This is a genomic window from Pseudoxanthomonas sacheonensis (assembly GCF_010093305.1).
In the GTDB taxonomy this organism is placed as follows: domain Bacteria; phylum Pseudomonadota; class Gammaproteobacteria; order Xanthomonadales; family Xanthomonadaceae; genus Pseudoxanthomonas_A; species Pseudoxanthomonas_A sacheonensis.
This window is the reverse complement of sequence record NZ_PDWS01000015.1, coordinates 39,666-63,784: the sequence shown is the minus strand read 5'-3', so window position 1 is coordinate 63,784 and position 24,119 is coordinate 39,666. Positions and strand designations below refer to the sequence as shown.

Sequence of the window (24,119 nt, the reverse complement as noted above, 5' to 3'; positions counted from 1 at the left end):
CAGACCCCCGTAATCGCCATTTAATCAAATACTTACACGGCAAATGTGCTACGGCATGTACATGCCGCCATTCACATGCAGGGTTTCGCCGGTGATGTAGCTGGCCGACGGTCCGGCGAGGAAGGCCACCGCACGTGCGATGTCGGCCGGTTCGCCCAGGCGGCCGAGCGCGATCTGCTCGACCAGTCCCTGCTTGGCTTCATCGGGCATGGCGCGGGTCATGTCGGTGTCGATGAACCCCGGCGCGACCACGTTGACAGTGACGCCGCGGCTGCCGATTTCCTTGGCCAGCGATTTGGAGAAGGCGATGATGCCGGCCTTGGCCGCCGCATAATTGGCCTGCCCTGCGTTGCCGGTCACGCCGATCACCGAGGCGATGTTGATGATGCGGCCCTTGCGCGCCTTCATCATGCCGCGCATGACGGCTTTGGAAGTGCGGTAGACGCTGGAAAGATTGGTATCCAGGATCGCCTGCCAGTCTTCTTCCTTCATCCGCATCAGCAGGTTGTCGCGGGTGATGCCGGCGTTGTTGACCAGGATGGAGACCGCGCCGAATTCCTTGCCGATTGATTCGATCAGCGCCTCCACCGCGGCGGCGTCGGTGACATCCAGCTCCCGGCCATGTCCGCCCTTTGCGGCGAGACGTCCGGCGATCGCTTGCGCGCCCGGTCCGGAAGTCGCCGTACCGATAACGGTCGCGCCCTGCGCGGCGAGTTCGTCGGCGATGGCTGCGCCGATGCCGCGGCTGGCGCCGGTGACCAGGACGATTTCGCCCTTCAATGTTTGTGCGTCGCTCATGCCTGCTTCCATTCTTCCAATGCGGACTGGAAATCGCCGGGCGTGGCCAGCGATCTTGCTTCGAGTGATTTGTCTATGCGTTTGACCAGACCGGTCAGCACCTTGCCCGGTCCGCATTCGGCGATGCGGGTGACGCCCTTTGCGGCCAATGCCAAGGTGCAGTCGGTCCAGCGCACCGGCAGATACAGCTGACGCACCAGGGCGTCGCGCATGTCGTCGATATTCTCGTGCACCTGCGCGTCCACGTTCTGCACGACAGGCAACGCCGGCGCCCGCCAGGACATGCCGCGCATGGCTTCGGCGAGGCGGTTGGCGGCTTCGCGCATCAGCGGCGTATGCGAAGGCACGCTGACCGCCAGTTTGACCACCTTGCGCACACCGCGTTCGTTCAGCAGCGCGATCGCGCGATCCACCGCATCGGTATCGCCGCCGATGACGATCTGCCCGGGAGAGTTGTAGTTGGCGGGCACCACGACCTGGCTTGCCGAAGCCTGCGCGCAGACTTCGGCGACAAGATCGTCGTCGGCGCCCAGCACCGCGGCCATGGCGCCTACGCCGGCGGGCGCGGCATCCTGCATCAGTTGTCCACGCAAGCGCACCAGATGCGCGCCATCGTGCAGCGAAAGCGCATCGGCGGCGACGAACGCGGTGTACTCGCCAAGGCTGTGCCCCGCCAACAGCGCCGGCATGGCGCCGGCCTGCTGCCGCCAAGCGCGCCAGACCGCGATGCCGGCGGCGAGCAAAGCCGGCTGGGTGTACTCGGTGCGGTTGAGCATTTCCTCAGGGCCGCCCTGGGACAGGGCCCACAGGTCTACGCCGGCGCCATCGGAGGCTTCGGCGAAAGTCTCGCGCACCACCGGATGCATTTCCGCCAGCTCGGCCAGCATGGCCAGCGATTGGGAACCCTGCCCCGGAAAAACGAAGGCAAGCGATGCATTGGCAGTTTGGGATGGGGTCACTCGCGCAATCCGTTATGGCTCGGCGCGCATCATACGGGCGAACCGGCCGCAGCGTCTGTACTCGCCCGTATCGTGGAGTGATCGCAGCGCGAAAAAACGCGCAGATCCATCACTGCGCCATTACCTGCCCGTTGTTCAGATAGCTGCAATCGGAAGCAACGGGAGCAAACGGCATGATCCGCAAACTGGCGTCAGGCGAGTTCCGCCTGTATTCGCGCAAACAAGATCCGGCCACCGGCAAGCGACGCAACCTGGGCACGTTCAAGACCCGTGCCGCTGCCGAAAAACACGAGCGCGAGGTGCAGTATTTCAAGCGCCACGCCTGAGCGTGGCGCGGGTGGGCATCAGTAGCGCAGCAGCGCCGAGCCCCAGGTGAAACCGCCGCCGAAGGCCTCCAGCAGCAGCAATTGCCCGCGCTGCACGCGGCCCGAACGCACCGCTTCGTCCAGCGCCAGCGGCACCGAACCCGAAGAAGTGTTGCCATGCCTGTCGACAGTAACCACCACGCGGTCCATCGGCATTTCCAACCGCTTGGCGGTGGCTTCGATGATGCGCAGATTGGCCTGGTGCGGGATCAGCCAGTCCAGGTCGTGCTTGTTCAGGCCGTTGGCCTCGAGGGTTTCGTCTACCACGCCATCCAGCGCCTTGACCGCGTATTTGAAGACGTCGTTGCCCTTCATGTTGATGCGGGCGCCGCAGTTGGGCTGGTCGGCCTCGAAGCCGACCGAAACGCCGACCGGATTCCACAGCAATTCTTTCTTGGCCCCGTCGGCATGCAGATGGGTGCTGAGGATGCCGGTCTCGCTGTCGGCCTTGAGCACAACCGCGCCGGCACCGTCGCCGAACAGCACGCAGGTGGTGCGCTCGGTCCAGTCGACGATGCGGCTGAGGGTTTCGGTGCCGATGACCAGCGCGGTCTTGACGTCGCCGGAGCGGATGAACTTGTCGGCCACGCTGAGCGCGTAGACGAATCCGGAACAGGCTGCGTTGACGTCCATCGCCGCGCAGCCGCTCGCGCCCAGACGGGCCTGGATCAGGCAGGCGGTGGACGGAAAAATGAGGTCGGGAGTGGTGGTGCCGACCACGATCATGTCGATCTCGGAGGCATCCACGCCCGCCGCTTCCAGCGCGCGAACGGCGGCGTAATAGCCCAGATCGCCCGAGGTTTCGCCTTCGGCGGCGATGTGGCGCTCGCGGATGCCGGTGCGGCTGCGGATCCACTCGTCGCTGGTATCGACCTGTTTGGCCAGATCGTTGTTGGTCAGCAGTTTTTCGGGCAGGTAGCTGCCTGTTCCGGCGATACGGGCATATACGCGCCCGTTCGAATCACGCTCGCTCATGCCCGCTCCTGCTGGTGGCCCATGCCGGGCCGGGAACTCTTCCGCACCGATTTCAACCGACGCGCGCCGGAATGGCGCGCGAACGGATCAATCTTCGTCGGAAACGACGTCGGCCTTGGTCGCGATGACCTTCTTGCCGCGGTAGTAGCCGTCGGCGGTGACGTGGTGGCGGACGTGGGTCTCGCCGCTGGTCGGATCGGTGGCCAGCTGCTTGGCGGTCAGGCTGTCGTGCGAACGACGCTGGCCACGACGGGACGGGGTGACGCGGGATTTCTGCACTGCCATGGTATTGCTCCGAACTGATTCGCTGTATTGCGTGTTTGTTGATGTTGCCGACCGCCCCGCGGGAGGTCAGTTTTTCTTCAGCGAACCCAGCGCCGCGAACGGGCTGGCTTTCGCCAATTCTTGTTCCGGAATGGGCCATTCGCGATCCACCGCGTCCGACTCCGGATCCACCGGCACTGCGGGAACCGCCAGCACCAACTCGTCCTCCACCAGATCCAGCGGCCGCAGCATGCCGTCTTCGGGCACCAGCAGCGCTTCGTAATCCGGCGGCAATGCCGCTTCGTCCGCTTCGTCCCGTATCAATCCCAGGCGTTGCACCACATGCACCGGAAGCAGGAACCGCTGCAGGCTGCGCTGGCACGCCAGCGGCAACGCCCCATCGATCCGCAACTCCGCGTAGGCCACCTTGAGCAAGGGATCGCTGTCGAACTGCAGGGCGAAATCGACTTCGCCTTCGGTATCGAACAGCAGGTCCTGCACGCGCGTCAACGAAGACAGCGGCACCCGACCTTCGAAACTCCGCCTGGCCGCGACCATGCGCCAAACATCCACTATCTCGGGCACGTTCACGGACATAAGCCGCTGAATATTAAGGATGCCGGGCCGAGCTGTCAAACCCGGGAACGCCGTCACCATCGGGTTTGCCGGTCCTGGCGGACGCCGGCAGAATGCCCGCCCCGCTGTGAATGCCCGTGAATGCACCCATGCCGCTGATCCTGGCCTCGACCTCCCGCTATCGCCGCGAACTGCTGGAACGGCTGCGCCTGCCCTTCCACATCGCCCGGCCCGATGTGGACGAAGCCCCGCTGCCCGGGGAAACCCCGCCGGCGCTGGCCCGGCGATTGGCGTGGGCCAAGGCCAAGGCCATTGCCGCCCAGCACCCCGATACCTGGATCATCGGCTCCGACCAGGTGGCCGCATTGGACGCGCAGCCATTGGGAAAACCGGGAACCCGTGAAAACGCCCTGACCCAGCTCGGCGCGATGTCCGGGCGGGAAATCGCCTTCCATACCGCGGTCTGCCTGCTGCGGGGCGATGACCCGGTGCTGGAGGCGATGGACGTCACCCGGGTACGCTTCCGCGACTTGCAGGCCGACGAGATCGAGCGCTATGTCGATACCGAACAGCCGCTCGATTGCGCCGGCAGCTTCAAAAGCGAAGGCCTGGGCATCGCGTTGTTCGAGCATATCGAGTCCAAGGACCCCACGGCTTTGGTCGGCCTGCCCCTGATCGCGCTTTCCAGAATGCTGCGCGAGGCCGGGTTCACGCTTCCCTGAGATCCAGGCAGCCTATTCCTTCAGGTCCAAGGGCTGCTCCGGCCAATCCTCCACACTGCCGTCCCGTCCCTGCAACCGCAATCCCAGCCAGTGCCGGCCATGCTTGGCCGAGGTGAGGTCGAGATCGGCGCTGAAACCGACTGCCGGATGGTTGGGGTCGGTGGAGATTTTCCAGTAAGCCGCGGTTCCTGGACTGGGAAGCCCATAGCGCGCCTTGGCCACAGGCTTGCCGTCCAACAGGATCTCCACCCCCTTCAATCCCACGCCGTCCTTGAAGGCCCAGCCTGCGACCTGGAACTTCCTGCCGGTCGTGGCCTTGCTCTCGGGCGTGTCGATCCAGGCGAATGCGGGAAGCGTGCAAGCGCCCTTGCTTCTTTCCGCAGGCAGGGCGAACAGCAGGAAACGCTGGTGGCCGTGATCCACGTTGACCACGCGCGGCGGCGGCAGCGGGCCCACTTTTTTGCACAGCTGGTGGTAGTACTCCAGCAACGACTTGTATTGCACGTCGCCGGTTCCCACCACCAGCAAGGCGGGCGCGTTGCGGCTGCCGTCGCTTTCCAGCTTCCACAACCTCAACTGCGGCGCACGCCCATGCTTCTGGTTGAGCGGATGGTCGAGCACGGGAATGCGCGGATTATCGAGCGCGAATCCCAGTTCGGCGCCCGATTTGAAGTTGTCTGCGAGCAGCGTTGTGCCAGGCGGCAACCTGGCCTGCTCTTCGCGCACGGCGGCCGTCAGTTCTTCCCAACCGGCGAAGTTGGCCGGATAGAACTTTTCCGCCGCGAAGCGCTCGCGCCATTGCGGCGTGGACAGCACCAGGTAGTACCCCAGCACCACTGCCAATCCCGCGCCGCTCAATATCCAGGTCGCAATGCGCAAGCCGCGCGGCCATTCGCGCAGCAACGCCGGCACCGCGATCAGCAACGGCAGGTAGCCCGGCAGGGGCCAATGGAAACTCACCCTTTCCACGTCGGCGAAGAAACCCAGCAGGAAAAAGCCGAGCGTGGAAACGCCGCCCAGCAGACCGAAGTAGCGCCACTGCGCCGGCATTCCCTCGCCTGTGCGGAACGAGCGCACGAACACCTGGATCAAGGCGAAGAACAGCAACGGCGTGACCAGCCCCGCCTGCACCACCAGGAACCACCAGCCCGTGGACTGGAACGCCCACGGATGCCGGTCGACGAGCTGGAAGCGCAGGCCGGCATCGGCGTTTTCCAGGTTCCAGGCCACCAGCGGCGTCCACGCGGCCACGCCCACCGCCAGCGCCACCCAAACGCGCGGATCGCGCAACACGCGCCTGCCCTGCGGCAACAGCGCCAACGCGATCATTCCCACACCGATCACGCCGATGAAACGGTAATGGCTCAAGGCGCCGATGGTCAGGCCCAGCGCAAGTTCGAAAGCCGAGGCGGCGTCGATCTCGCGCAGCAGGCGCGCGCCCGCATCCAGGCACAGCACGGTAGCGAAAGCCATCGGCACGTCCGGCAACGCCAGAATGCCCAGGCTGCCTGCCAGCGGCATCAGCACCGCCAGACTTCCCGCACGCCAGCCGGCGGCTTCGCCGAACCAGCGGCTGGCGATGTGGGTGATCAGCCACGGCAGCAATGCCGCCAGCAACAGGAACGGCGCGCGCAAGGCGAGCGCATGCTGGCCGCCGATCTCGGTCCCCAGCCGGGTCATCCACGCGGTCAGTCCCGGAAGGTCGGAGTAGGCGGCGGCGAAATGCCGGCCCTCCTGCCAGTAGAACGCCTCGTCCACGAACAACGGCAGGCGCGCCGCGATCAAAAGCTTGATGGCGGTCACCACTGTCCACAGCAACAGGAAGATACGTTGCGCGTGCTTTACATCCTGCATGTCGTGTCCTGCATGCTTTCGTCCTGCATATCCCGTTAGACTTCCTTGAAAAGAATCCGGAAAAACGATGCTCGCCCAGCCGCCTGCGCATGAAATGCTAACCGATGCGTTGCATGCGGCCCTGAAGTCCGCGCAACAGCAGGTCAATTCGCTGGTGCTGGGCAAGCCCCAGGAAGTGCGTCTGGCGTTCGTGGCGCTGCTTTCCGGGGGCCATATCCTGATCGAGGATCTCCCCGGCCTGGGCAAGACCACCTTGGCCCACGCATTGGCCGCGACGCTCGGACTCGGCTTCCAGCGCGTGCAGTTCACTTCGGATCTGTTGCCGGCCGATGTCCTGGGCGTGTCTGTGTACGACGCGCAATCGCGGCAATTCCAGTTCCATCCCGGCCCGGTCTTCACCCACGTGCTGCTGGCGGACGAAATCAACCGCGCGCCGCCACGGACCCAAAGCGCGCTGCTGGAAGCCATGGCCGAGCACCAGGTCACCCTGGACGGCATGACCCGGCCCTTGCCGGATCCTTTCTTCGTCATCGCCACCCAGAACCCGGTGGACCTGTCGGGCACTTATCCGCTGCCGGATTCGCAACTGGACCGCTTCCTGCTGAGGCTCACCCTGGGTTATCCGAATGCGGAATCCGAGCGCGCGCTGCTGGCGGGAGACGATCGCCGCGAGTTGATCGCCCGCGCCGAACCATTGCTGTCCAGCGACGATGTGCTGGCATTGCGCGCTGCGGTGAACCAAGTGCACGCCAGCGCGGCGCTGGTGGACTACGTGCAGGCGTTGATGGCCCGCAGCCGCCAGCATCCGGGCGTGCGCGTGGGCCTGTCGCCGCGCGCCGGCATCGCATTGCTGCGCGCGGCGCGCGCCTACGCCCTACTGCTGGGGCGGCGCCATGTGCTGCCGGAAGACGTGCAGGCGTTGTTTTCGGCAGTGGCCGCCCATCGCCTGGTCGCCGAAGCGGAGGCCTCGTCCACCGCGGCGCTGGCCAAATCCATTCTGCACGCGGTGGCCGTGGACTAGAACGGGATGCAGGCCACTCCACGCGAACGCCTGGCTACGCGCTTCGCGCTGCTCGCGCGCCCGCGCACGGCCGAAGCGCTGCCGGTGAAGCTGGACCGGCGCCGGGTTTACGTGTTGCCTTCGCGTTTCGGATTCTTCTTCGGCGCGCTGCTGCTGGCCATGCTGCTGGGTGCGCTCAACTACAACAACAATCCCGCCTTGCTGCTCGCGTTGCTGCTGGGCGCTACCGCGTTGGCGAGCCTCATCGCAGCGCATTTGCAACTGTCGGGTCTGCGCATCGATGCGATCTCCGCCGAGCCCGTCGCCGCAGGCAATACGCTGCAAATGCACGTCGCGCTTTCGGCAAAGGACGCGCGCAACCGGCGCGGTCTGCAATTGCGATACGGGGAAAACCGGATCGGCGCGACGCTGCTGGCCGGCGAGCCCGCAGCGGTCACACTGCCGGTGGATACACGACGGCGCGGCTGGCTGGAATTGGACCGCATCCGTATTTCCACCACCCAGCCGCTCGGTTTGGCCCTGGCATGGGCATGGGTCTGGCCCGAGCAACCGCTGCTGGTTTATCCCGTGCCGGAGACGCAAGGTCCGCCGTTGCCGTTGGGCGACGGCAGCGCCAGTCATGCCCGTTTGAATCCCGCCGGCGATGACGTGCATCACCTGCGCAGCTACCGCGCAGGCGACCCGCGCCGCGCCATCGCCTGGAAACCCTCGGCCCGTCGCGATTCGCTGATGGTGCGCGAATACGAGCAGCCGCTTGCGGTCGAAGTCAATCTGGATTGGCAGGCGCTTGCACCGCTTGCCGCCGAGCAGCGCATCAGCCGGCTCGCCCACTGGGTGGATCTGGCCGAACGCGAAGGCCGCCGCTACCGCTTGTGTCTGTCCGGACAACCGGTGCTGGGGCCTGGGCAGGGACCTGCGCATCGGCATCTCTGCCTGCGTGCGTTGTCGTTGTTGCCGCATGCCGATGGCCACTGATATCTCCCGCGAGCGGATAGACGGCCGCAGCCGCCTGTGGACGCTCGCCACCGCGGCGCTGTCGCTGTTGCCGCTATTGCTGCAGATCCCCGGCGGATTGGCGTCGGCGATCGCGCTGGCGGCGGTTCTGGTTTCGGCCCTTTCCTGGCGCAAACCGATGCCGGCGATGCTGCGTCTGCTGTTGGCGCTGCTGGTGCTGGCCGCGGTGTTCTCGCAGATGGGGTTCCGCTTCGGGCGCGACACCGGCTGCGCGCTGCTGGCGGCCATGATCGCCATCAAGCCCTCGGAAACTTCGACGCTGCGCGATGCGCGCAGCCTTATCGGCTTCGCCTTGTTCGCTCCTTTCTCGGCCTTCCTGCTCGATCAAGGCCCGCTCACGATGCTGCTGGGATTGCTGTCGGTCCTTTGCGCTCTGCTGACTCTGCAGCGGCTGGCCGATGTGGAATCGCAATCGCTTGCCGGCACCGCGACGCCGCTACGCGCGCTGGCGGCGGTGGGCAAGCTGATGGCGATCGGGTTGCCGCTGGTGCTGAGCGTCTTCTGGCTGTTTCCGCGCCTGGGCTCCCCGCTGTGGGGCGTACCCGAACGCGCCATGAGCCGCCCGGGACTTTCGGACAGCATGACGCCGGGCGGGTGGCTGGATCTGATGGCCGACGACAACCCCGCGCTACGGGCGGAATTCTTCGGCCCGCGGCCCGCGTTGCAGGACATGTATTGGCGCGGCCCGGTGCTTTGGGATTTCGATGGCCGCAGTTGGACCCAGGCCTACGCAATGCGGCAACTCCCGGCCGCACCGCCCCCCCGCAGCAACGTCGTCTGGGACTACCAGATCGAATTCGAACCCACCGACCGCCGCCAGCTGGTCGCGCTGGACCTGCCGCACGCCGCTCCTGCCGGCGCCTTCCTTTCGCAGGACTACAGTCTGTACTCCACCACGCCGCTCAACGCATTGAGCCGCTGGCGATTGCGGTCGTCGCCGCCGGCGAACTTCCAGCCGCAACTCGACGCCGGCGCGCGCCGCCGCGCACTGGAACTGCCGGCCGGTTACAACCCGCGCACTTTGGCCCTTGCCCGACAGTGGCGGCACGAGGCCGGAACCGACGACGGCGCCATCGTGCGGCGCGCATTGGACTGGGTGAAACGCGAATTCGCCTACACCCTGGATACGCCGCTGCCGGGCCGCAACAGCGTGGACGAATTCCTGTTCGACCAGAAGCAAGGTTATTGCGAGCATTTCAGCTCTTCCTTCGTGGTCTTGATGCGCGCATCGGGCATTCCCGCGCGCGTGGTCACCGGTTTCGTCGGCGGCGTGCGGAATCCGATCGGCGGCTATTGGGTGGTGCGGAACATGGATGCCCATGCCTGGGCCGAAGTGTGGTTGGCCGGACGCGGCTGGGTGCGCGTGGACCCCACCGCCGCGGTGGCGCCCGAGCGCGTCTACGACACCCTGGAGGAGCGGCTGGGCGCTGGTGCCGGTGGAAACGACCCGCTGCCCACCTTGGGCGATTTCAGCGACTGGATGCGGCGCGGCTGGAACGACCTGGTGCTCGGCTTCAACGCCGACCGGCAACAGCGCCTGCTGCAACCCTTCGGCATGGACCGGCTGGACGGCGGGCGCTTGGGCGCGTTGTTCGCGGTCTTCGCACTGGCGGCGCTGGGATGGATGGGCTGGCTGTTGGCGCGCGGAGAACGGGAACGCGACCCGTTGCTGCGCGCCTGGCATCGCCTGACCCGGCGTTATGCGCGGCTGGGCCTGGCACGGCGGCCGCACGAGCCGGCTCTGGATTGGGCCGAACGCGTCGCTGCGGCCAGACCGCAATCGGCCGACACCCTGATTCCGCTCAGCCGCCGTTTCGCTCAAACGCGCTACGCTGCCGCCGTTGGGGACGCTGCACTACTCAACGACCTGCGTCGGCACCGTCCTTGAATCCTGGAGATTCACCATGAACGCCAAAATCCGCCTCATCGCGCTGGCCGCAAGCAGTTTGCTGCTTGGCGCCTGCGCCACTGCGCCCAAACCGTTGCAGGGCGCTTTCACTCCGGTCACGCCCCGGGAAGCCGTCGCCGGCAGCCAGGTCGGTACCTCCGTGCGCTGGGGTGGCCGTATCGTGGAGACCGTACCGGGCCAGGACAGCACCTGCTTCCAGTTGATCTCGCGTCCGCTGGGCGGCACCGGCCGTCCCCTCAGCAGCGCGCCGGACGCCACCGACGGCCGCTTCATCGCCTGCCGCGCCGGTTTCTACGACCCGGCGGTATTCACTGAAGGCCGCGAAGTGACTTTCATCGGCCGCGTCGATGGCGTGGAGTCCACGCGCATCGGCCAATACGATTACCGGCTGCCGCGCATGACCGCCGACGTGGTCTACCTGTGGCCGGAAGTGCGCGAAGTCGAGATCCGCCCTTCCCCGTTTTATTACGACCCCTTCTGGGGTCCGCGCTGGGGCCGCTGGGGCTGGTGGTGAGCTGCAGTGATATGAAATTGAAAACGCCGCTCGATGAGCGGCGTTTTCTTTTGCCATCCGTCTCTTTGTAGAGCCGGGCTTGCTCGGCTGCTGTTCGCCAAGATCAAGAGCAGCCGAGCAAGCTCGGCTCTACAAGACGGACGGAATCCAGGCGCGGAGCCCGCCAAGTTCCGGATAGCCCGCCTTCTCAGCGCGCACCGAAATGTCCGAGCCGCGCGCCCGCCAGCAGATGCAGATGCAGGTGGAATACGGTCTGCCCGGCATCCTCGCGGCAATTCATGACCACGCGATAGCCGTTCTGCGCGAAACCTTCGCGGCGCGCATATTCGGCGGCGGCGAGCACCAGCTTTCCGACCAGTTCGGCATGGCCGGGCTGCAGGTCGTCCAGGGTGGGAATCGCTTCGTTCTTCGGAATGAACAATACGTGCACCGGCGCCTGCGGGGCGATATCGCGGAAGCCGAGCACTTCATCGTCTTCGTAGACGATATCGGCGGGGATTTCGCGGCGGATGATCTTGCCGAAGAGAGTGTCGTTCATGAGCGGGTCCTGGATGGTCTCGTGATTGTAGGAACTGCGTAAGCTGCGATTGCTCTCCTCCGTTCGCAGGAGGTTTCCGTCAGGTCCGACGATGCTGCCGTCGCAGCTTACGCAGCTCCTACAACGGCATTTCGCTTCTGGTGCCGAATGCATGCGAGAGCGTGCCGCGATCGACGTATTCCAGCTCTCCGCCCAGCGGCACGCCATGGGTTAGACGGCTGGGATGCACTTTGTGCTGGCGCGCCAGTTGGGCCAGGTAATGCGCGGTGGCTTCGCCTTCCACGGTGGGGTTGGTGGCGATGATCAGCTCGGAGACCTCGCCCCGCGCCAGCCGTTCCGACAGCGCGTCCAGCCCGAGTTCGCGCGGGCCGATGCCGTCCAGCGGCGACAGCCGTCCCTGCAGGATGAAATACAGGCCGCGGTAGCCGGTGGCCTGCTCGATGGCCAGACGATCGGCCGGCGATTCCACTGCGCACAGCAGGTGCTGGTCGCGGCTGGAGCTGGCGCAGATGGCGCAGACCTCGGTTTCGGTGAAGTCGCGGCAATGCTTGCAGTGCCCGATATGCTCCAGCGCCAGCGCCAGCACTTCGGCCAGGCGCTGGCCGCCCTCGCGTTCGCGTTCCAGCAACTGGTAGGCCATGCGCTGCGCGGTCTTCTGGCCGACGCCGGGCAGGACGCGCAAAGCTTCGATGAGTTGTTCGAGTAGAGGCGCGCTCATTTTTTTAGCCCCTCCCCCTGCGAAGGCAGGGGAAGGTTGGGAGGGGGTCGAGTGAGGGGCAGTGTTGCATGGATGCCAAACAACTCCTCCCCCACCTGCGCGGGGGAGGGCGCGGGAATCAGAACGGCATCTTCATGCCCGGCGGCAATTGCATGCCGGCGGTGGCCGCGCCCATCTTGCTCTTGGACTCGGCGTCGATCTTGTTGGAGGCGTCGTTGAAGGCCGCGGCGATCAAATCCTCGGCCATCTCCGGGTCGGCCAGAACGCTGGGATCGATACGCACCTTGCGGCATTCCTTGGCGCCGGTCAGGGTCACGCTGACCATGCCGCCGCCGGCGCTGCCGGTGACTTCCAGCTTGGCCAGCTCTTCCTGGGCGCGCTGCATGTTTTCCTGCATCTTCTGCGCTTGCTGCATCAGTTGGGCGATATTTCCACGCATCTTTTGTTACCTGTTCATTCGTCGAAGGAGCGGATGGAGTCCGGAACCAGCTTGGCGCCATGCTGCTGAATGAGGCGCTGCACGTCCGGGTTGTTCATGAAATTCTCTTCGTCCGCACTCTGGCGCTGGCTGCGCTCGCGGTGGCTGCGCTGCTGCAGCGTTTCCGATTCGCCGAGCGCATGGTCGAAGACGATGCGCGGAGCGGCGCCAAGTTTGCTGGCAAGCGTATTGGAAAGTTCGGCGAGCGATTTTTCCGAGCGCAGATAGTCGAAGCCGGCGTCCAGCGACAGGCGCAGGACGCCCTCGCCATAGCCGACGAAGGCTGCATTTTCCGCCAACTGGCGCGCGGCGCCTTTCATGCCGCTATTGGCGGCGAACTGCAGCCACTCTTCGGCGGTGGCGATCGCGGCGGCGGAGGTTCCGGCAACGGGTGCCACTGCGGTCGACGCGGGTTGCGGCGGCGTTTTCACCACCGGTGCCGGTGGCGTTTCCGCAACCGGTTTGGCAACGGGCGCGGGAATTTCCTGCCGGGCGGCTACCGAAGCGGTCTGCGCGGGCTTCGCCGCTTCGCTCGCGCTGGCTGGCTCCGCATTGATCTGCCCTGCCCCGGCCGGCCGGAAGGCGAGCATTCGCAACACGCTCATCTCGAAACCGGCGCGCGTGCTGGGCGCAAGGTACAGATCGCGGCGTCCGTTCACCGCCATCTGGTACCACAGCTGCACCACTTCCGGCCGCAAGCGCTGGGCGAAATCCTCGACGTCGATGCCATCGGCTTCCACCGACACGCCCGGCACCAGCTGGCGCACCTGGATGCGATGCAACGCTTCGGCCAGGGCCTCCAGCACGCCATTCCAATCCGGCGAGAATTCGGCCAGCGTGGCGACGATTTGCAGCAGGCGTGCGCCGTCGCCATCGGCCAACGCAGCCAGCATGGCGCCGACCTGGGTACGGTCCACCGTGCCCAACATGGTGCGTACGCCCTCCTCCCGCAGCGCGCCGCCATTGTTGCTGCCGGTGTAGGCGATGGCCTGATCCAACAGCGACAAGCCGTCGCGCAGGCTGCCGTCGGCGGCCTTGGCGATCTGGCGGATGGCGCTGTCGTCGGCCTGTATTTCCTCGGCGGCCAGGATGCGGGAGATCTGGCCGGAGATCTGGCCTTCATCCAGGCGCTTCAGATTGAACTGCAGGCAGCGCGACAGCACCGTGACCGGCAGTTTCTGCGGGTCGGTGGTGGCCAGCAGGAACTTCACATGCCCGGGTGGTTCTTCCAGGGTCTTCAGCAGCGCGTTGAACGCCGCCTTCGAGAGCATGTGCACTTCGTCGATCAGATAGACCTTGAACTTGCCGCGCGAGGGCATGTACTGCGCGTTCTCGATCACCTCGCGCACGTCGTCCACGCCGGTGTTGGAGGCGGCGTCGATCTCCAGCAGGTCCAGGTAGCGGCCCGAATCGATGTCCAGGCAGGTCGAACACTTGCCGCAGGGCTCGGCGCTGGTGCCTTCCTCGCAGTTCAGCGATTTGGCGAAGATGCGCGCGATGGTGGTCTTGCCCACGCCACGGGTGCCGGTGAACAGGAAGGCGTGATGCACGCGGCCGCTTTCCAGCGCGTTGCTGAGCGCGCGCACCACGTGTTCCTGCCCGACGAGCTCGGCAAAACGCTTGGGACGCCACTTTCTGGCGAGGACGAGGTAGGACATCAGGCAGCCGTTTTCATCTGAACGGCCATTGTGCCGCGCCGAGTGGATCTGTCCAAGGAAAGAATTTCCCGGCCCGTCGCCACGGGCCCGGATAATGAATGGCCAGCGGAATTCCACTCCCGGGCAGGCGGGACTCGCAATAAATCGCCGCGCCAGCTAGAATTCGCGGCCCTGGAAAGCGGCTTTACCCGCCTTCAGGTCCCGGAGAGGTGTCCGAGCGGTTGAAGGAGCACGCCTGGAAAGTGTGTAAGCGTCTAAACCGCGCTTCGGGGGTTCGAATCCCCCTCTCTCCGCCAGTTTCAAGATGCGGCGCAACGCGCATCAGTCCTATGGTGGCCCTGTCGGCCCCTCGCGACGCTAGGTTGAAAACTCCGCCAGGGCCGGAAGGCAGCAACGGTATTGACTGATGCGGGTGCCGAGGCCAGCCGGCTGGGCCGCCACCTTTAGGCGGCACTCTTCCGCTTGCTCCGCCCAGATCTCGTCGTGAACGGGCATCGCGAACGGATTACCGATCCGACCGACCCGTCACCAGCCCCAGCGCGTCCGGTTCCCGGCCGGCGGGCCAATGATCTATGACTTTCCACTCACGGGTGTCGATCACCGCGACCCGGTCGCCTCCGCTGATCGCCACGTAGGCGCGCTGCCGGACGGGATCGACCACGGTGCCGATCGGCATCGCCGTGCCGCCCAGCATGCTCTGGTTGTAGACGACGCCAGGTTCGGTCAGGTCGAGGGTGGCGACCCGCAATTTGCTGCGGGCATCGAACACCGCCACATTGGCCGCGGTCGCATTGGTCACCAGCGCGTGGCGGCCGTCGGCGGTGAATACCACGCGAATCGGAAAACCCCTGCTGCTCATCCTGCGCTTGATCGCCAATGTGGCCGGATCGTGCACGGTGACGGAGCCTTCCTGCCGGTTGGTGACCCACACCTCCTTGCCGTCCGGACTCACCGCCACCCCTTCGGCGCCCTTGCCCGCCGCGCGCTCCTGGACCTTGAGCCCGGAGGCCAGGTCGATGCGGCTCAGCGTGCCCGCGTTGATCTTGGTGACGTAGGCGATCCTGGCGTCGGGCGACAGCGCGACCATATGTCCAGTGCCGGCGCCCACGTCGATCACCCGTTCCACCACGCCACGGCCGACATTCACGATCAGCAGGCTGGCCGAGCCTTCGGTGGTCGCCAATGCACGCTCGTCGCCCGGCAACAGGCGCAGGCCATGCGGCGCGCCGTGTTCGCCCAGATCGATGCTGCGGGTGGGCTTGCCGCCCACCAGATCCAGCACCGACAGCGTATTGCCCGAGGTCTCGCGGCCATAGTTGCTGACCAGCGCGAAGCGGCCGTTGCCGGCAACCGCTATCTCGTGCGGCGCCTTGCCGGTGCGGAATTCGCCGGTCTTGCGGCCATCGCGCACGGATAGGCGCCACACGCTATCGGCGGACTTGTTGCCGACCAGCAACTCGTCGGCATGGGCCCGGCCGGCCACGAGCGCCAGGAAACACACTAGAAAAAAGCAAACGACGGGACGGGCTGCGCCGATCATGCGGTTGGTTTCCGGATCATTCTTTTGCGGTATCGGGCTCGGGATGCAGCCAGCCCGGGGCTCCTTCCCGGTAGCGTTCGTGCTTCCAGATCGGAACCCGCGATTTCACTTCATCGATGATATAGCGGCAAGCATCGAATGCCGCGCCACGGTGCGCCGCGCTGACGCCGACCCATACCGCCAGATCGCCGATGGCCAGATCGCCGACGCGATGCACGCATCGCGCGTCGACGATGGCGAATTTGCCCATCGCCTCCTGCAGCACCCGTTCGCCTTCCTTCTCGGCCAGTGCGAGGTAGGCCTCGTAGCGCAACCCTTCCACCGCGCGGCCGTCGTTGTGGTCGCGCACCCAGCCTTCGAAACTGGCGAAGGCGCCGGCAGTCGGGTGCGAAAGCTGGTCGCGCGGGGACGCTATCGCGATCGGCACTTCGGAGAGGTGGAAACGTCTCATGCGCTTGGAGAGCGTGGGCAAACAGAAATCGTCATTCCAGCGAAAGCTGGAGGCGCTTCATTAACAGCCGAATGGCTGGTCATCCAAATTGATCTTGCTTCTTCATTTACGCTAGGAGAAGGAGCAAAGTCAAAATGGATTCCAGCTTTCGCTGGAATGACGACGGACAGGGTATCGGCATGACTTGGCATTGTTACCCCCCCGACACCGGCGGAATGAAGGCGATCTCGCAACCATCGCGCAAGGCATCGCTCCAGCTGGCGAATTCGCCGTCGGCCGCCACCCGCAGGCGATTGGCCGGCAAGGCGAATCCGTGGCGCGACTGCAGTTCGGCATACAGGGTCTGCAGATCCGCGGCGGTCGATTCGATCCGCTCCGAGGCGACGCCGCTCGCATCGCGCAAACTGGCGAAATAAAGGACGGTCACCATCGCCATCAAGCTTCTCCGAAATCGCTTTTGCCGCCGCGTTTGCCCAACAGCTTGGCCGGACCGATCACGATGCGGTGCGAAAGCGCCTTGCACATGTCGTAGACGGTCAACGCGGCGACCGTGGCGCCGGTCAGCGCTTCCATTTCCACGCCGGTGCGGTGCGTGGTCCTGACCACGCATTCGATCTTCAATGCGCTATCGCCGTCCCAGACGATGACGATGCGGCATCCGTCGATCGGCAAAGGATGGCAAAAGGGAATCAGCTCGTGGGTGCGCTTGACCGCCATGGTGCCGGCGATGATGGCGGTATCCACGATGCCGCCCTTGGCGCTGCGCAGCCCGTTGGCGTGCAGCTGCGCCGCTACTTCTTTGGGAAACCGCACCCGGCACTCGGCCGTGGCCGCGCGCGCGGTCGCCGGCTTGCCGGAGACATCCACCATGGACGGCAGGCCTGCCGCATCGAGGTGGGTCAGGACTTTCTTGCGCGCGGCCATTCAACCGCCGATCAGGAACATTTCGACATGCCGGCCCTTGCCGGCCTCGCGTTCGCCGCGCAACTCGCTGTAGCGGTCCTCGCGCCGCGACCAGAGCCCCGCCAGATGATCGGCGAAGGCCGCTTCGCCTTGCGCAAGCGCACCGCGAAGATCGGCTCCCTCGGATGCGAACAGGCAGGTATACAGCTGTCCGTCCGCCGAAACGCGTGCGCGATGGCAATCGCCGCAGAAGGTTTCGCTGACCGAGCTGACGAATCCGATTTCGCCCGCCCCATCCTGGAAACGGTAGCGCTTGGCCACTTCGCCTCGATAGTTGGCATCCAGCGGAACAATCGGCCAGCGCGCGGCGATGCGGTCGCGCAGTTCGGCCGAAGCCACCACCTGCGCGCGCCGCCAGCCGTTGCAGGTGCCCACGTCCATATACTCGATGAAGCGCAGTACGTGGCCGCTGCCGCGGAAGTGTTCCGCCAGCGGCAGCACCTGGTTTTCATTGACGCCGCGCTGGACCACGCAATTGATCTTCAGCGAAGCGAATCCCGCCCGCGTGGCGGCGTCTATGCCTGCCATCACCGCGGACAGTTCGCCGCGACCGCCGGACATCTGGCGGAACAGGTCCGCATCCAAGGCATCCAGGCTGACCGTCAACCGGCGCAGGCCGGCGCGGTGCAGCGCACGCGCTTGCGCAGCCAGCAGCGAACCGTTGGTCGTCAGTGCCAGATCCTCGATTCCGGGAACGGCGGAAAGGCGCGCGATCAATTCCGGCAGGCGCTTGCGCAGGAGCGGTTCTCCGCCGGTCAAGCGCAGCTTGCTGACGCCGATGCGCACGAATCCGCGCACCAGGGTTTCGATTTCGTCGAACGACAGGCGCGACGCCGAATCCAGACCATAGTCGTCCGGCACCTGATCGGCGGGCATGCAGTAACCGCAGCGGAAATTGCAGGCCTCGATCACCGACAGGCGCAGGTCGCGCAACGGCCGGCCGCGCCGATCCAGTGGCACGCCCAACGGAGTGCCCGGCGGCCATGCCTGGGTTTGCGGAACTGCACTCATGATCAGGGGACACTCATGATCAAGCGATGGGGGCGACGGTGGTCTCGTGCAAGGCTACCACCTCGCCCTTCCGGGCCACCCGATAACCGCGCGCCTCCAGGGCGCGCCCGTCCTCGGCGCTGGCGTAGTGGTAAAGCAGGCAGCGCTGCAGCAGCTCGGGCGGATATTCGCGCTCCAGGTCGTCGATGCCGCTGTGCGAGGGGTTGCCGTGCAGGCTGCAGTCATGGGCAACGCGTTCGCCGGCATCGGCGAACTTGGCCAGCGTTTCGGGAATCGGCCTGGTATCGCCGGTCCAGACCAGGCTGCCGCGCAGGCGCAGACCGTAGGCGGTTTCGGGCCAGTGATGGCGCGCGGGGAATACCTCCAGCTGCACGCCGTCGTGCCAGAACGAGGCGCCGACCGGCACCACCTGGAACGCATCCCAGAAATTGACCCCACCCTCGGCCAACGCATTGGGGTAGCTGCCCACGCGTTGATGCAGCAGCGGCACGACCGGGGCCGGAACGTAGACCTTCACCTTGCCGCGCCGCGCCGGGTCGAACCAGGTGGCCACGAACAGCCGTTCGAAACCGCCCACATGGTCCAGATGCGTATGGGTGACGAACAAGGCCTGCGGCATGGCGCCGTAATGCGCCAGATAAGCCGACAGGCCCTCCGCTCCGCAATCGATGGTCAGCCACGGCAATCCGTCGCGCTCGATGGTCGCGTTGGCCGAACCCAGCTCCACCGCCGCCGCGTTGCCCACGCCCAGGAATCGCAAAGCCCAGCCCATCAGAAACCCCGCTGCCAGGCGATGTCGTAGGCGCGGCGCAGGCGGGCGAAGTCCTGCTGCACCTCGTCGCGGCTGCGCGTATCGCGAAGTTTCAACAGCGAACGCTGCAATCGCATCAGATTGTTCTCACGCCAACGGGTAGCCGGAATACGCAGTGCGCCGCGGTCGAAATCGATCATCCAACCCTTCCCCTGCGGATTGAACAACAGGTTGTGCGCGTTGAGGTCGGCGTGGTCGAGCCCGGCCCGGTGGAAGCGTGCGACCAGGCGGCCCGCCTCTTCCCAAGGCGCATCCTTGCCGGCGACCTGGGCGCGGTCCGCGAGGGTACGCACATCGGGCAGCCGTTCGATCAGGATCGCGGCGCGATAGGTCATGCCGTTGCGCACGTAACTGGCGGCGATGGGGCGCGGCACCGGCAAGCCCTTGGCCAGCAGGGCGCGGGTCAGGCGGAATTCTTCGAAACTGCGGGTGCGGTTGGCGCCGTGCCACAGGTACTGGTCGCGGCTGACGCGCGCTGCCCATCCCCCGCGCAGGTACAGGCGCAACAGGCTGGGGCCGAACGGCGCGTCGATGAACCAGGCGCCGCCGCGACCGCCGCTATCGACCGGCCGGGCCCGCTCTGCCCACTTCGCGGGCAGGAACCATTCCGGATCCGCTTGCCGTAGCTGTTTGCTGTCGAACAGAATCGCTCCCAATCCGCTACCTTCGCGGAACGGGGTCATGGATTCCGTTGCATCAAAATCGACCATTCCTCCGAGTCTAACAATACTTGTCTACCAATCCCTTATCGCTGTGCCTGCTGCGCCTGTCGGCGCTGGGCGATGTGACCCACGTCGTACCCCTGGTCCGCACGCTGCAGCGCGCATGGCCGCAGTCGCGGCTGCACTGGATCATCGACAAGGGCGGCCAGAAGCTGCTGGAAGGCCTGGACGGGGTGACCTTCCATGCCTACGACAAGCGCTCCGGACTGGCGGGCATGCGCGATTTGCGCAAGCGGTTGCCGGCTGAGGGTTTCGATGCGCTGCTGCAGATGCAGGTGGCCTTGCGCGCCAACGTGCTGTCGGCCTTCGTTCCCGCCAAGCGCCGCATCGGCTACGACCGTGCCCGCGCCAAGGACCTGCATGGCCTCTTCATCAACGAACGCATCCCCGACCGTCCCGGCATCCATGTGCTGGACGCCATCGGCAGTTTCTGCGAGCCGCTGGGCCTGAAACAGACCGAAGTCGTGTGGAACCTGCCGGTGCCCGAGGACGCGCGCGGATGGGCCAGGGCGCAGTGGGCCGACGACCGGACGCCGACGTTGATGATCTCGCCCTGCTCCAGCCATGCGCGCCGCAACTGGTACCCGGACCGCTATGCCGCCGTCGCCGACCATGCCGCGGCCCAGGGCTGGCGCATCGTGCTGTGCGGCGGCCGCAGCGAGCTGGAGCGCAGCACCACCGACGCGATCGTCGCGGCGATGAAGGCCACCGCGCTGGATCTTGTCGGCAAGGACACCCTGAAGCAGTTGCCCGCCCTGCTGGAGCGCGCCGACCTGGTGATGACGCCGGACTCCGGCCCGATGCACATCGCCAATGCCATGGGCGCAAAGGTGCTGGGCCTGCACGCCGCCAGCAATCCGCTGCGCAGCGGGCCGTACTCGGACGTGCGCTATTGCGTGGACAAGTACGATGCGGCCGCGCGCAGGTTCCTGGGCAAGCCGGCGTCGGAACTCAAATGGGGAACCAAGATCGAGTTCGACGAGGTGATGGCATTGATCGGCGTGGACGACGCGATTGCCGCATTCGAGCGGTATCGGGCCGACCGGCTTCCCGCCTAGGGCGGGAAGGGATCGGCACAACGATCAGGGATTGGAAGCGGCCCGGTAGTCCTGATAGGACTTCTCTTCCACATAACTGGAACCCAGCGCCAGGTTGATGTCCTTCTTGATCCGCGCGCGGTCGTCGTTCTCGAAATACACCGCGCGCGCCAGGCGGATGAATTCGGCGTCGAATTCCTGCGCTTTTTCCTTGATGCGGATGTCGTCTTCGATCACCCACAGGCGTTCGTTGACCGCCTTCAGCTGCGCACGCAGATCGACGATGTTCTGGCCGGCGGCCGGATGCGCCATCCAGGTGTTCTCCAGCGCGGAGAGCTCGTTGCGCACGTTGGCCAGTTTGGTTTCGTCGCTCATCCGCTCGGATTTGATCTGCAGGATGGCGATCTTGTCGAGCAGTTCGCCGAAGGAAACGGGGACTTGGATCTCTGACATGGCATCGGCTCTGTTTGCGGGATAGTGAAGTGTAAGGGAACGGACGTTGGCGATCCGTTGCCGCCACATGCAAAACCCTCTTCCGGGGGCCTTGCGCATCTGGCGGAGAGGGAGGGATGCATTCGGCACATTCATGTGCCTCACCCCTTCGGGCGGCTGCGCCGTGCAGAACGGCAATCCTGCCGTTCTGTCGAACAGGCCTCTCCTCAAACTGCTCCCTCTCCGCCAGATACGCAAAAGCCCCCTTGCGGGGGCCTTTGGTATGCCTGGCGGAGAGGGAGGGATGCATTCGGCACATCCATGTGCCTCACCCCTTCGGGGCGGCTGCGCCGTGCAGAACGGCAATCCTGCCGTTCTGTCGAACGGGCTTCTCCTCAAACTGCTCCCTCTCCGCCAGATATGCAAAAGCCCCCTTGCGGGGGCCTTTGCATATCTGGCGGAGAGGGAGGGATTCGAACCCTCGGTACGCTTACACGTACGCCTGATTTCGAGTCAGGTACATTCGACCACTCTGCCACCTCTCCGGTCGCCCCGCCCATACCGGCCGGGGTCGTGCATGATACGGGCCGCGCCATCCCGGGACAAGCACGGAGGCGGCACCGAGACGCTGTCGCTGAACCCTCGCAGCCCCGCGGTCCGCAAAACCTTGCCGCTTGTCCGTTTCCCCGCGATCATGCCGTTCAAGCCGATAGGGATAATCGGATTCAGACCAACAGGGCGCCATGATCGAATTCGGACACCTTACCCACGTTGGGCTCCGCCGCGACTTGAACGAAGACACCTATTACGGCGACAGCGAACTGGGGCTGTGGCTGGTGGCCGACGGCATGGGCGGGCACGCCTGCGGCGAAGTGGCCAGCGCCCTGGCCCGCGAAACCATCGTGCGCGAGATCCGCGACGGCACCCCGCTGGCCCAGGCGATCCGCATCGCCGACGAAGAGATCATCCGCACCTCCAAGCGCCGCAACGACACCCTGCCGATGGGCACCACGGTGGTGGCGGTGCGCGTGCACGGAAACCGCTTCGAAGTGGCCTGGGTGGGCGACAGCCGGGCCTACCTGTGGCGCGATGGCAACCTGGCCCAGCTCAGCCAGGACCACAGCTACGTGCAGGAACTGATCGTGCAAGGCTCCCTGACCAGCGAGCAGGCCCGCTCCCATCCGCACCGCAACGTGGTCACCCAGGCGCTGGGGGTGACCGACCCCAATCACCTGAACGTGGAAACCATGACCGGGGAACTGAAGCCCGGCATGCAGCTGCTGCTCTGCAGCGACGGCCTGACCGAGGAAGTGGACGACAAGGGCATCGCCAATACCCTGCGCCACAACGATTGCAGCGCGCAGGAATGCGTGGATACGCTGATCGCCGCGGCGCTGGACGGCGGCGGGTCCGACAACGTCACCGCGATCCTGGTCCGCTGCCACTGACGATCCCTTGTAGGAGCGGGCCCTGCCCGCGACAGCTTTTCAATCAAGCAGAAATATCGTGTGAGAAGCCGTCGCGGGCAGGGCCCGCTCCTACAAGGGGACGGCGTCCCACAGGCATTTATCGCCCGATTTCTTGCGCAGCACGGCCAGACGCGATTCGTGGGCGGCCAGCTCGATCTCGCTGACCAGCACGCGCGGCCGTGTTCCTTCGGCCGGCAAGGCGAACACCGGCGCGGCGGTGGCCTGCTGCGAAGGCTCGTCGCCGCCAAATCCGATCTCGCTCTGCCCCGCGGTCAGATGCAGGTACACCTCGCACAACAGCTGCGCGTCCAGTAGCGCGCCGTGCAGCTGGCGGTGGGTGTTGTCCACGCCCAGGCGCTTGCACAGCGCATCCAGCGAATTGCGCTGGCCGGGGAAGCGCTGCCGCGCCATCAGCAGCGAATCCTCCACACGCACGCGGTCGCTCATGCGTCCGTAGCGCTCGCCCAGCAGCGACAGCTCGTTGTCCAGAAAGCCGATGTCGAAGGCGGCGTTGTGGATGATCAGCTCGGCGCCGTCGATGAACTGCAGGAAACCGTCGGCGATGTCGGCGAACACGGGCTTGTCGGCCAGGAATTCCAGGCTCAGCCCGGTGACTTCCGCCGCACCCTGCTCGAATTCGCGCTGGGGGTTGATGTACTGATGGTAGGTATTGCCGGTAGGCCGGCGCTCCATCAGCTCCACGCAGCCGATCTCCACCACGCGGTTGCCTTTCTTCCATTCGAGGCCGGTGGTTTCGGTATCCAGGATGATTTGGCGCATGCGGGCAGCTTACCTCGGGGGCCCGGATGCGAACAGCTTGAGCGTGACGTCATCCGGTGTTAGCTGCACCATTTTCTCGAACCGGAAATCGAGCTTTTCAAGCACGCGGATCGAACCGGCGTTGCGCGGATCGACGATGGCGACGATGCGTTCCAACCCCAGCCGTTCGCGTGCGTCGGCCAGAACCGCCGCGCCTGCTTCCACCGCGTATCCGTGCCCGCAGAATTCCGGCAGCAAGGCGTACCCCAGGTCCATGTCCTCCAAGGCGGGGCGATTGACCAGACCGCACATGCCCACGGTCTGCCCCCCTTGCCTGGTCTGCATGCGGTACAGCCCGAAGCCGTTGGCGCGGTAGCTGATCATCGGCCCTTTCAGGATATAGGCCCGCGCATCCTCCAGGTCGCGCACGCCGCGGTCGCCGATGTTTTCGAGAAAACTGGGCTCGTTGAGCAAGCGGCGGACGAAGGCGATGTCTTCCTGCGATTGGTCGGAGAGTTCGTACAGTTGCAGACGTTCGGTCTGGATGATCGCTTCGCTCAT

Annotated in this window: 28 protein-coding genes, 2 tRNA genes and 1 other RNA gene; 10 read left to right on the top strand and 21 right to left on the bottom strand. The window is 65.6% G+C overall.

Features of this window, described 5'->3' with window-relative positions:
* Positions 1 to 48: 48 nt before the first annotated feature.
* Together fabG and fabD are read right to left on the bottom strand one after the other, a co-directional pair.
* The gene (gene fabG, locus CSC73_RS13195; RefSeq protein ID WP_163840942.1) at positions 49 to 798 is read right to left on the bottom strand and encodes a 3-oxoacyl-ACP reductase FabG; all 750 of its coding nucleotides are present in this window, start codon (positions 796 to 798) and stop codon (positions 49 to 51) included.
* Positions 795 to 1,757 (bottom strand): ACP S-malonyltransferase, encoded by a 963-nt coding sequence (fabD, locus tag CSC73_RS13190; RefSeq protein WP_281352907.1) that lies wholly within the window; start codon positions 1,755 to 1,757, stop codon positions 795 to 797. The genes fabG and fabD overlap by 4 nt, the downstream gene beginning before the upstream one ends.
* 173 nt (positions 1,758 to 1,930) lie before the next feature.
* Here fabD and CSC73_RS18380 point away from each other — a divergent pair, with 173 nt between their 5' ends.
* Entirely contained in the window at positions 1,931 to 2,083 is a 153-nt protein-coding gene (locus CSC73_RS18380; RefSeq protein WP_170299068.1) for a hypothetical protein, read from the top strand.
* Positions 2,084 to 2,101: 18 nt separating this feature from the next.
* Here the strand turns inward: CSC73_RS18380 and CSC73_RS13185 are convergent, their stop codons facing one another.
* The 3 genes from CSC73_RS13185 to CSC73_RS13175 all read right to left on the bottom strand — a co-directional run bounded on the left by CSC73_RS13185 (position 2,102) and on the right by CSC73_RS13175 (position 3,958).
* Positions 2,102 to 3,097 carry a beta-ketoacyl-ACP synthase III gene (locus CSC73_RS13185; protein ID WP_163840940.1) on the bottom strand — a complete coding sequence of 332 codons (996 nt, stop codon included), beginning with the start codon at positions 3,095 to 3,097 and terminating at the stop codon, positions 2,102 to 2,104.
* An 87-nt stretch (positions 3,098 to 3,184) separates the two neighbouring features.
* Positions 3,185 to 3,382 carry a 50S ribosomal protein L32 gene (gene rpmF / locus CSC73_RS13180; RefSeq protein ID WP_093279719.1) on the bottom strand — a complete coding sequence of 66 codons (198 nt, stop codon included), beginning with the start codon at positions 3,380 to 3,382 and terminating at the stop codon, positions 3,185 to 3,187.
* A 66-nt stretch (positions 3,383 to 3,448) separates the two neighbouring features.
* The gene (locus tag CSC73_RS13175) at positions 3,449 to 3,958 is read right to left on the bottom strand and encodes a YceD family protein (protein WP_163840938.1); all 510 of its coding nucleotides are present in this window, start codon (positions 3,956 to 3,958) and stop codon (positions 3,449 to 3,451) included.
* Positions 3,959 to 4,086: 128 nt separating this feature from the next.
* On the opposite strand from CSC73_RS13175, the gene CSC73_RS13170 reads away from it, so the two are divergent.
* Positions 4,087 to 4,659 carry a Maf family protein gene (locus CSC73_RS13170; protein WP_163841015.1) on the top strand — a complete coding sequence of 191 codons (573 nt, stop codon included), beginning with the start codon at positions 4,087 to 4,089 and terminating at the stop codon, positions 4,657 to 4,659.
* A 12-nt stretch (positions 4,660 to 4,671) separates the two neighbouring features.
* On the opposite strand, the gene CSC73_RS13165 is transcribed toward CSC73_RS13170, so the two are convergent.
* The gene (locus tag CSC73_RS13165; protein WP_163840936.1) at positions 4,672 to 6,513 is read right to left on the bottom strand and encodes an ArnT family glycosyltransferase; all 1,842 of its coding nucleotides are present in this window, start codon (positions 6,511 to 6,513) and stop codon (positions 4,672 to 4,674) included.
* 67 nt (positions 6,514 to 6,580) lie between these two features.
* On the opposite strand from CSC73_RS13165, the gene CSC73_RS13160 reads away from it, so the two are divergent.
* Genes CSC73_RS13160 through CSC73_RS13145 form a run of 4 tightly spaced genes read left to right on the top strand, consistent with a single transcriptional unit; the run spans position 6,581 to position 10,971 of the window.
* Positions 6,581 to 7,534, top strand: coding sequence for an AAA family ATPase (locus tag CSC73_RS13160; protein ID WP_246197519.1), 954 nt, complete (start codon positions 6,581 to 6,583; stop codon positions 7,532 to 7,534).
* Between the two features lie 6 nt (positions 7,535 to 7,540).
* Positions 7,541 to 8,509, top strand: a complete 969-nt coding sequence (locus CSC73_RS13155) for a DUF58 domain-containing protein (RefSeq protein WP_163840934.1) — start codon at positions 7,541 to 7,543, stop codon at positions 8,507 to 8,509.
* Positions 8,499 to 10,436 carry a transglutaminase TgpA family protein gene (locus CSC73_RS13150; protein ID WP_163840932.1) on the top strand — a complete coding sequence of 646 codons (1,938 nt, stop codon included), beginning with the start codon at positions 8,499 to 8,501 and terminating at the stop codon, positions 10,434 to 10,436. The genes CSC73_RS13155 and CSC73_RS13150 overlap by 11 nt, the downstream gene beginning before the upstream one ends.
* Positions 10,437 to 10,452: 16 nt before the next feature.
* Positions 10,453 to 10,971 (top strand): Slp family lipoprotein, encoded by a 519-nt coding sequence (locus tag CSC73_RS13145; RefSeq protein ID WP_163840930.1) that lies wholly within the window; start codon positions 10,453 to 10,455, stop codon positions 10,969 to 10,971.
* 187 nt (positions 10,972 to 11,158) lie between these two features.
* Here CSC73_RS13145 and CSC73_RS13140 read toward each other — a convergent pair whose 3' ends face one another.
* The 4 genes from CSC73_RS13140 to dnaX all read right to left on the bottom strand — a co-directional run bounded on the left by CSC73_RS13140 (position 11,159) and on the right by dnaX (position 14,363).
* Positions 11,159 to 11,509 carry a histidine triad nucleotide-binding protein gene (locus CSC73_RS13140; RefSeq protein WP_163840927.1) on the bottom strand — a complete coding sequence of 117 codons (351 nt, stop codon included), beginning with the start codon at positions 11,507 to 11,509 and terminating at the stop codon, positions 11,159 to 11,161.
* Positions 11,510 to 11,627: 118 nt separating this feature from the next.
* Positions 11,628 to 12,227: a recombination mediator RecR gene (recR, locus tag CSC73_RS13135; RefSeq protein ID WP_163840926.1), complete on the bottom strand. Its 600-nt coding sequence runs from the start codon at positions 12,225 to 12,227 to the stop codon at positions 11,628 to 11,630.
* 118 nt (positions 12,228 to 12,345) lie between these two features.
* The gene (locus CSC73_RS13130) at positions 12,346 to 12,666 is read right to left on the bottom strand and encodes a YbaB/EbfC family nucleoid-associated protein (protein WP_093279711.1); all 321 of its coding nucleotides are present in this window, start codon (positions 12,664 to 12,666) and stop codon (positions 12,346 to 12,348) included.
* 14 nt (positions 12,667 to 12,680) lie between these two features.
* Positions 12,681 to 14,363 carry a DNA polymerase III subunit gamma/tau gene (dnaX, locus tag CSC73_RS13125; protein WP_163840923.1) on the bottom strand — a complete coding sequence of 561 codons (1,683 nt, stop codon included), beginning with the start codon at positions 14,361 to 14,363 and terminating at the stop codon, positions 12,681 to 12,683.
* Between the two features lie 203 nt (positions 14,364 to 14,566).
* On the opposite strand from dnaX, the gene CSC73_RS13120 reads away from it, so the two are divergent.
* Positions 14,567 to 14,659, top strand: a tRNA-Ser gene (locus tag CSC73_RS13120).
* A 42-nt stretch (positions 14,660 to 14,701) separates the two neighbouring features.
* An RNA gene (gene ffs, locus CSC73_RS13115) (signal recognition particle sRNA small type) lies at positions 14,702 to 14,798 on the top strand.
* Positions 14,799 to 14,868: 70 nt separating this feature from the next.
* Here the strand turns inward: ffs and CSC73_RS13110 are convergent.
* The 7 genes from CSC73_RS13110 to CSC73_RS13080 all read right to left on the bottom strand — a co-directional run bounded on the left by CSC73_RS13110 (position 14,869) and on the right by CSC73_RS13080 (position 19,849).
* Entirely contained in the window at positions 14,869 to 15,903 is a 1,035-nt protein-coding gene (locus tag CSC73_RS13110; RefSeq protein ID WP_163840920.1) for a YncE family protein, read from the bottom strand.
* A gap of 16 nt (positions 15,904 to 15,919) precedes the next feature.
* Entirely contained in the window at positions 15,920 to 16,354 is a 435-nt protein-coding gene (locus CSC73_RS13105) for a molybdenum cofactor biosynthesis protein MoaE (protein WP_163840918.1), read from the bottom strand.
* Between the two features lie 193 nt (positions 16,355 to 16,547).
* A complete protein-coding gene (gene moaD / locus CSC73_RS13100; protein WP_163840917.1) occupies positions 16,548 to 16,793 on the bottom strand; it encodes a molybdopterin converting factor subunit 1 in 246 nt (81 codons plus the stop codon).
* Complete coding sequence (gene moaC, locus CSC73_RS13095) at positions 16,790 to 17,278, bottom strand: cyclic pyranopterin monophosphate synthase MoaC (protein WP_163840915.1); 489 nt, start codon at positions 17,276 to 17,278, stop codon at positions 16,790 to 16,792. The genes moaD and moaC overlap by 4 nt, the downstream gene beginning before the upstream one ends.
* Positions 17,279 to 18,328 (bottom strand): GTP 3',8-cyclase MoaA, encoded by a 1,050-nt coding sequence (gene moaA, locus CSC73_RS13090; RefSeq protein ID WP_163840913.1) that lies wholly within the window; start codon positions 18,326 to 18,328, stop codon positions 17,279 to 17,281.
* Positions 18,329 to 18,347: 19 nt separating this feature from the next.
* On the bottom strand, positions 18,348 to 19,100 hold the full coding sequence (locus tag CSC73_RS13085; protein WP_163840911.1) for an MBL fold metallo-hydrolase: 753 nt from the start codon (positions 19,098 to 19,100) through the stop codon (positions 18,348 to 18,350).
* Positions 19,100 to 19,849, bottom strand: coding sequence for a 3-deoxy-D-manno-octulosonic acid kinase (locus CSC73_RS13080; protein ID WP_163840909.1), 750 nt, complete (start codon positions 19,847 to 19,849; stop codon positions 19,100 to 19,102). The genes CSC73_RS13085 and CSC73_RS13080 overlap by 1 nt, the downstream gene beginning before the upstream one ends.
* Before the next feature lie 20 nt (positions 19,850 to 19,869).
* Here CSC73_RS13080 and CSC73_RS13075 point away from each other — a divergent pair, with 20 nt between their 5' ends.
* On the top strand, positions 19,870 to 20,919 hold the full coding sequence (locus CSC73_RS13075) for a glycosyltransferase family 9 protein (RefSeq protein ID WP_163840907.1): 1,050 nt from the start codon (positions 19,870 to 19,872) through the stop codon (positions 20,917 to 20,919).
* A 24-nt stretch (positions 20,920 to 20,943) separates the two neighbouring features.
* Here CSC73_RS13075 and CSC73_RS13070 read toward each other — a convergent pair whose 3' ends face one another.
* Positions 20,944 to 21,351, bottom strand: a complete 408-nt coding sequence (locus CSC73_RS13070) for a DUF6165 family protein (RefSeq protein WP_093279701.1) — start codon at positions 21,349 to 21,351, stop codon at positions 20,944 to 20,946.
* Positions 21,352 to 21,785: 434 nt separating this feature from the next.
* A tRNA-Ser gene (locus CSC73_RS13065) sits at positions 21,786 to 21,875 on the bottom strand.
* A 198-nt stretch (positions 21,876 to 22,073) separates the two neighbouring features.
* Between CSC73_RS13065 and CSC73_RS13060 the strand changes: the two genes are divergently transcribed.
* Positions 22,074 to 22,778, top strand: coding sequence for a PP2C family protein-serine/threonine phosphatase (locus CSC73_RS13060; protein ID WP_093279700.1), 705 nt, complete (start codon positions 22,074 to 22,076; stop codon positions 22,776 to 22,778).
* Positions 22,779 to 22,868: 90 nt separating this feature from the next.
* Here CSC73_RS13060 and dnaQ read toward each other — a convergent pair whose 3' ends face one another.
* Positions 22,869 to 23,579, bottom strand: a complete 711-nt coding sequence (gene dnaQ, locus CSC73_RS13055) for a DNA polymerase III subunit epsilon (protein WP_163840905.1) — start codon at positions 23,577 to 23,579, stop codon at positions 22,869 to 22,871.
* 9 nt (positions 23,580 to 23,588) lie between these two features.
* A complete protein-coding gene (locus tag CSC73_RS13050) occupies positions 23,589 to 24,119 on the bottom strand; it encodes a GNAT family N-acetyltransferase (protein WP_163840903.1) in 531 nt (176 codons plus the stop codon).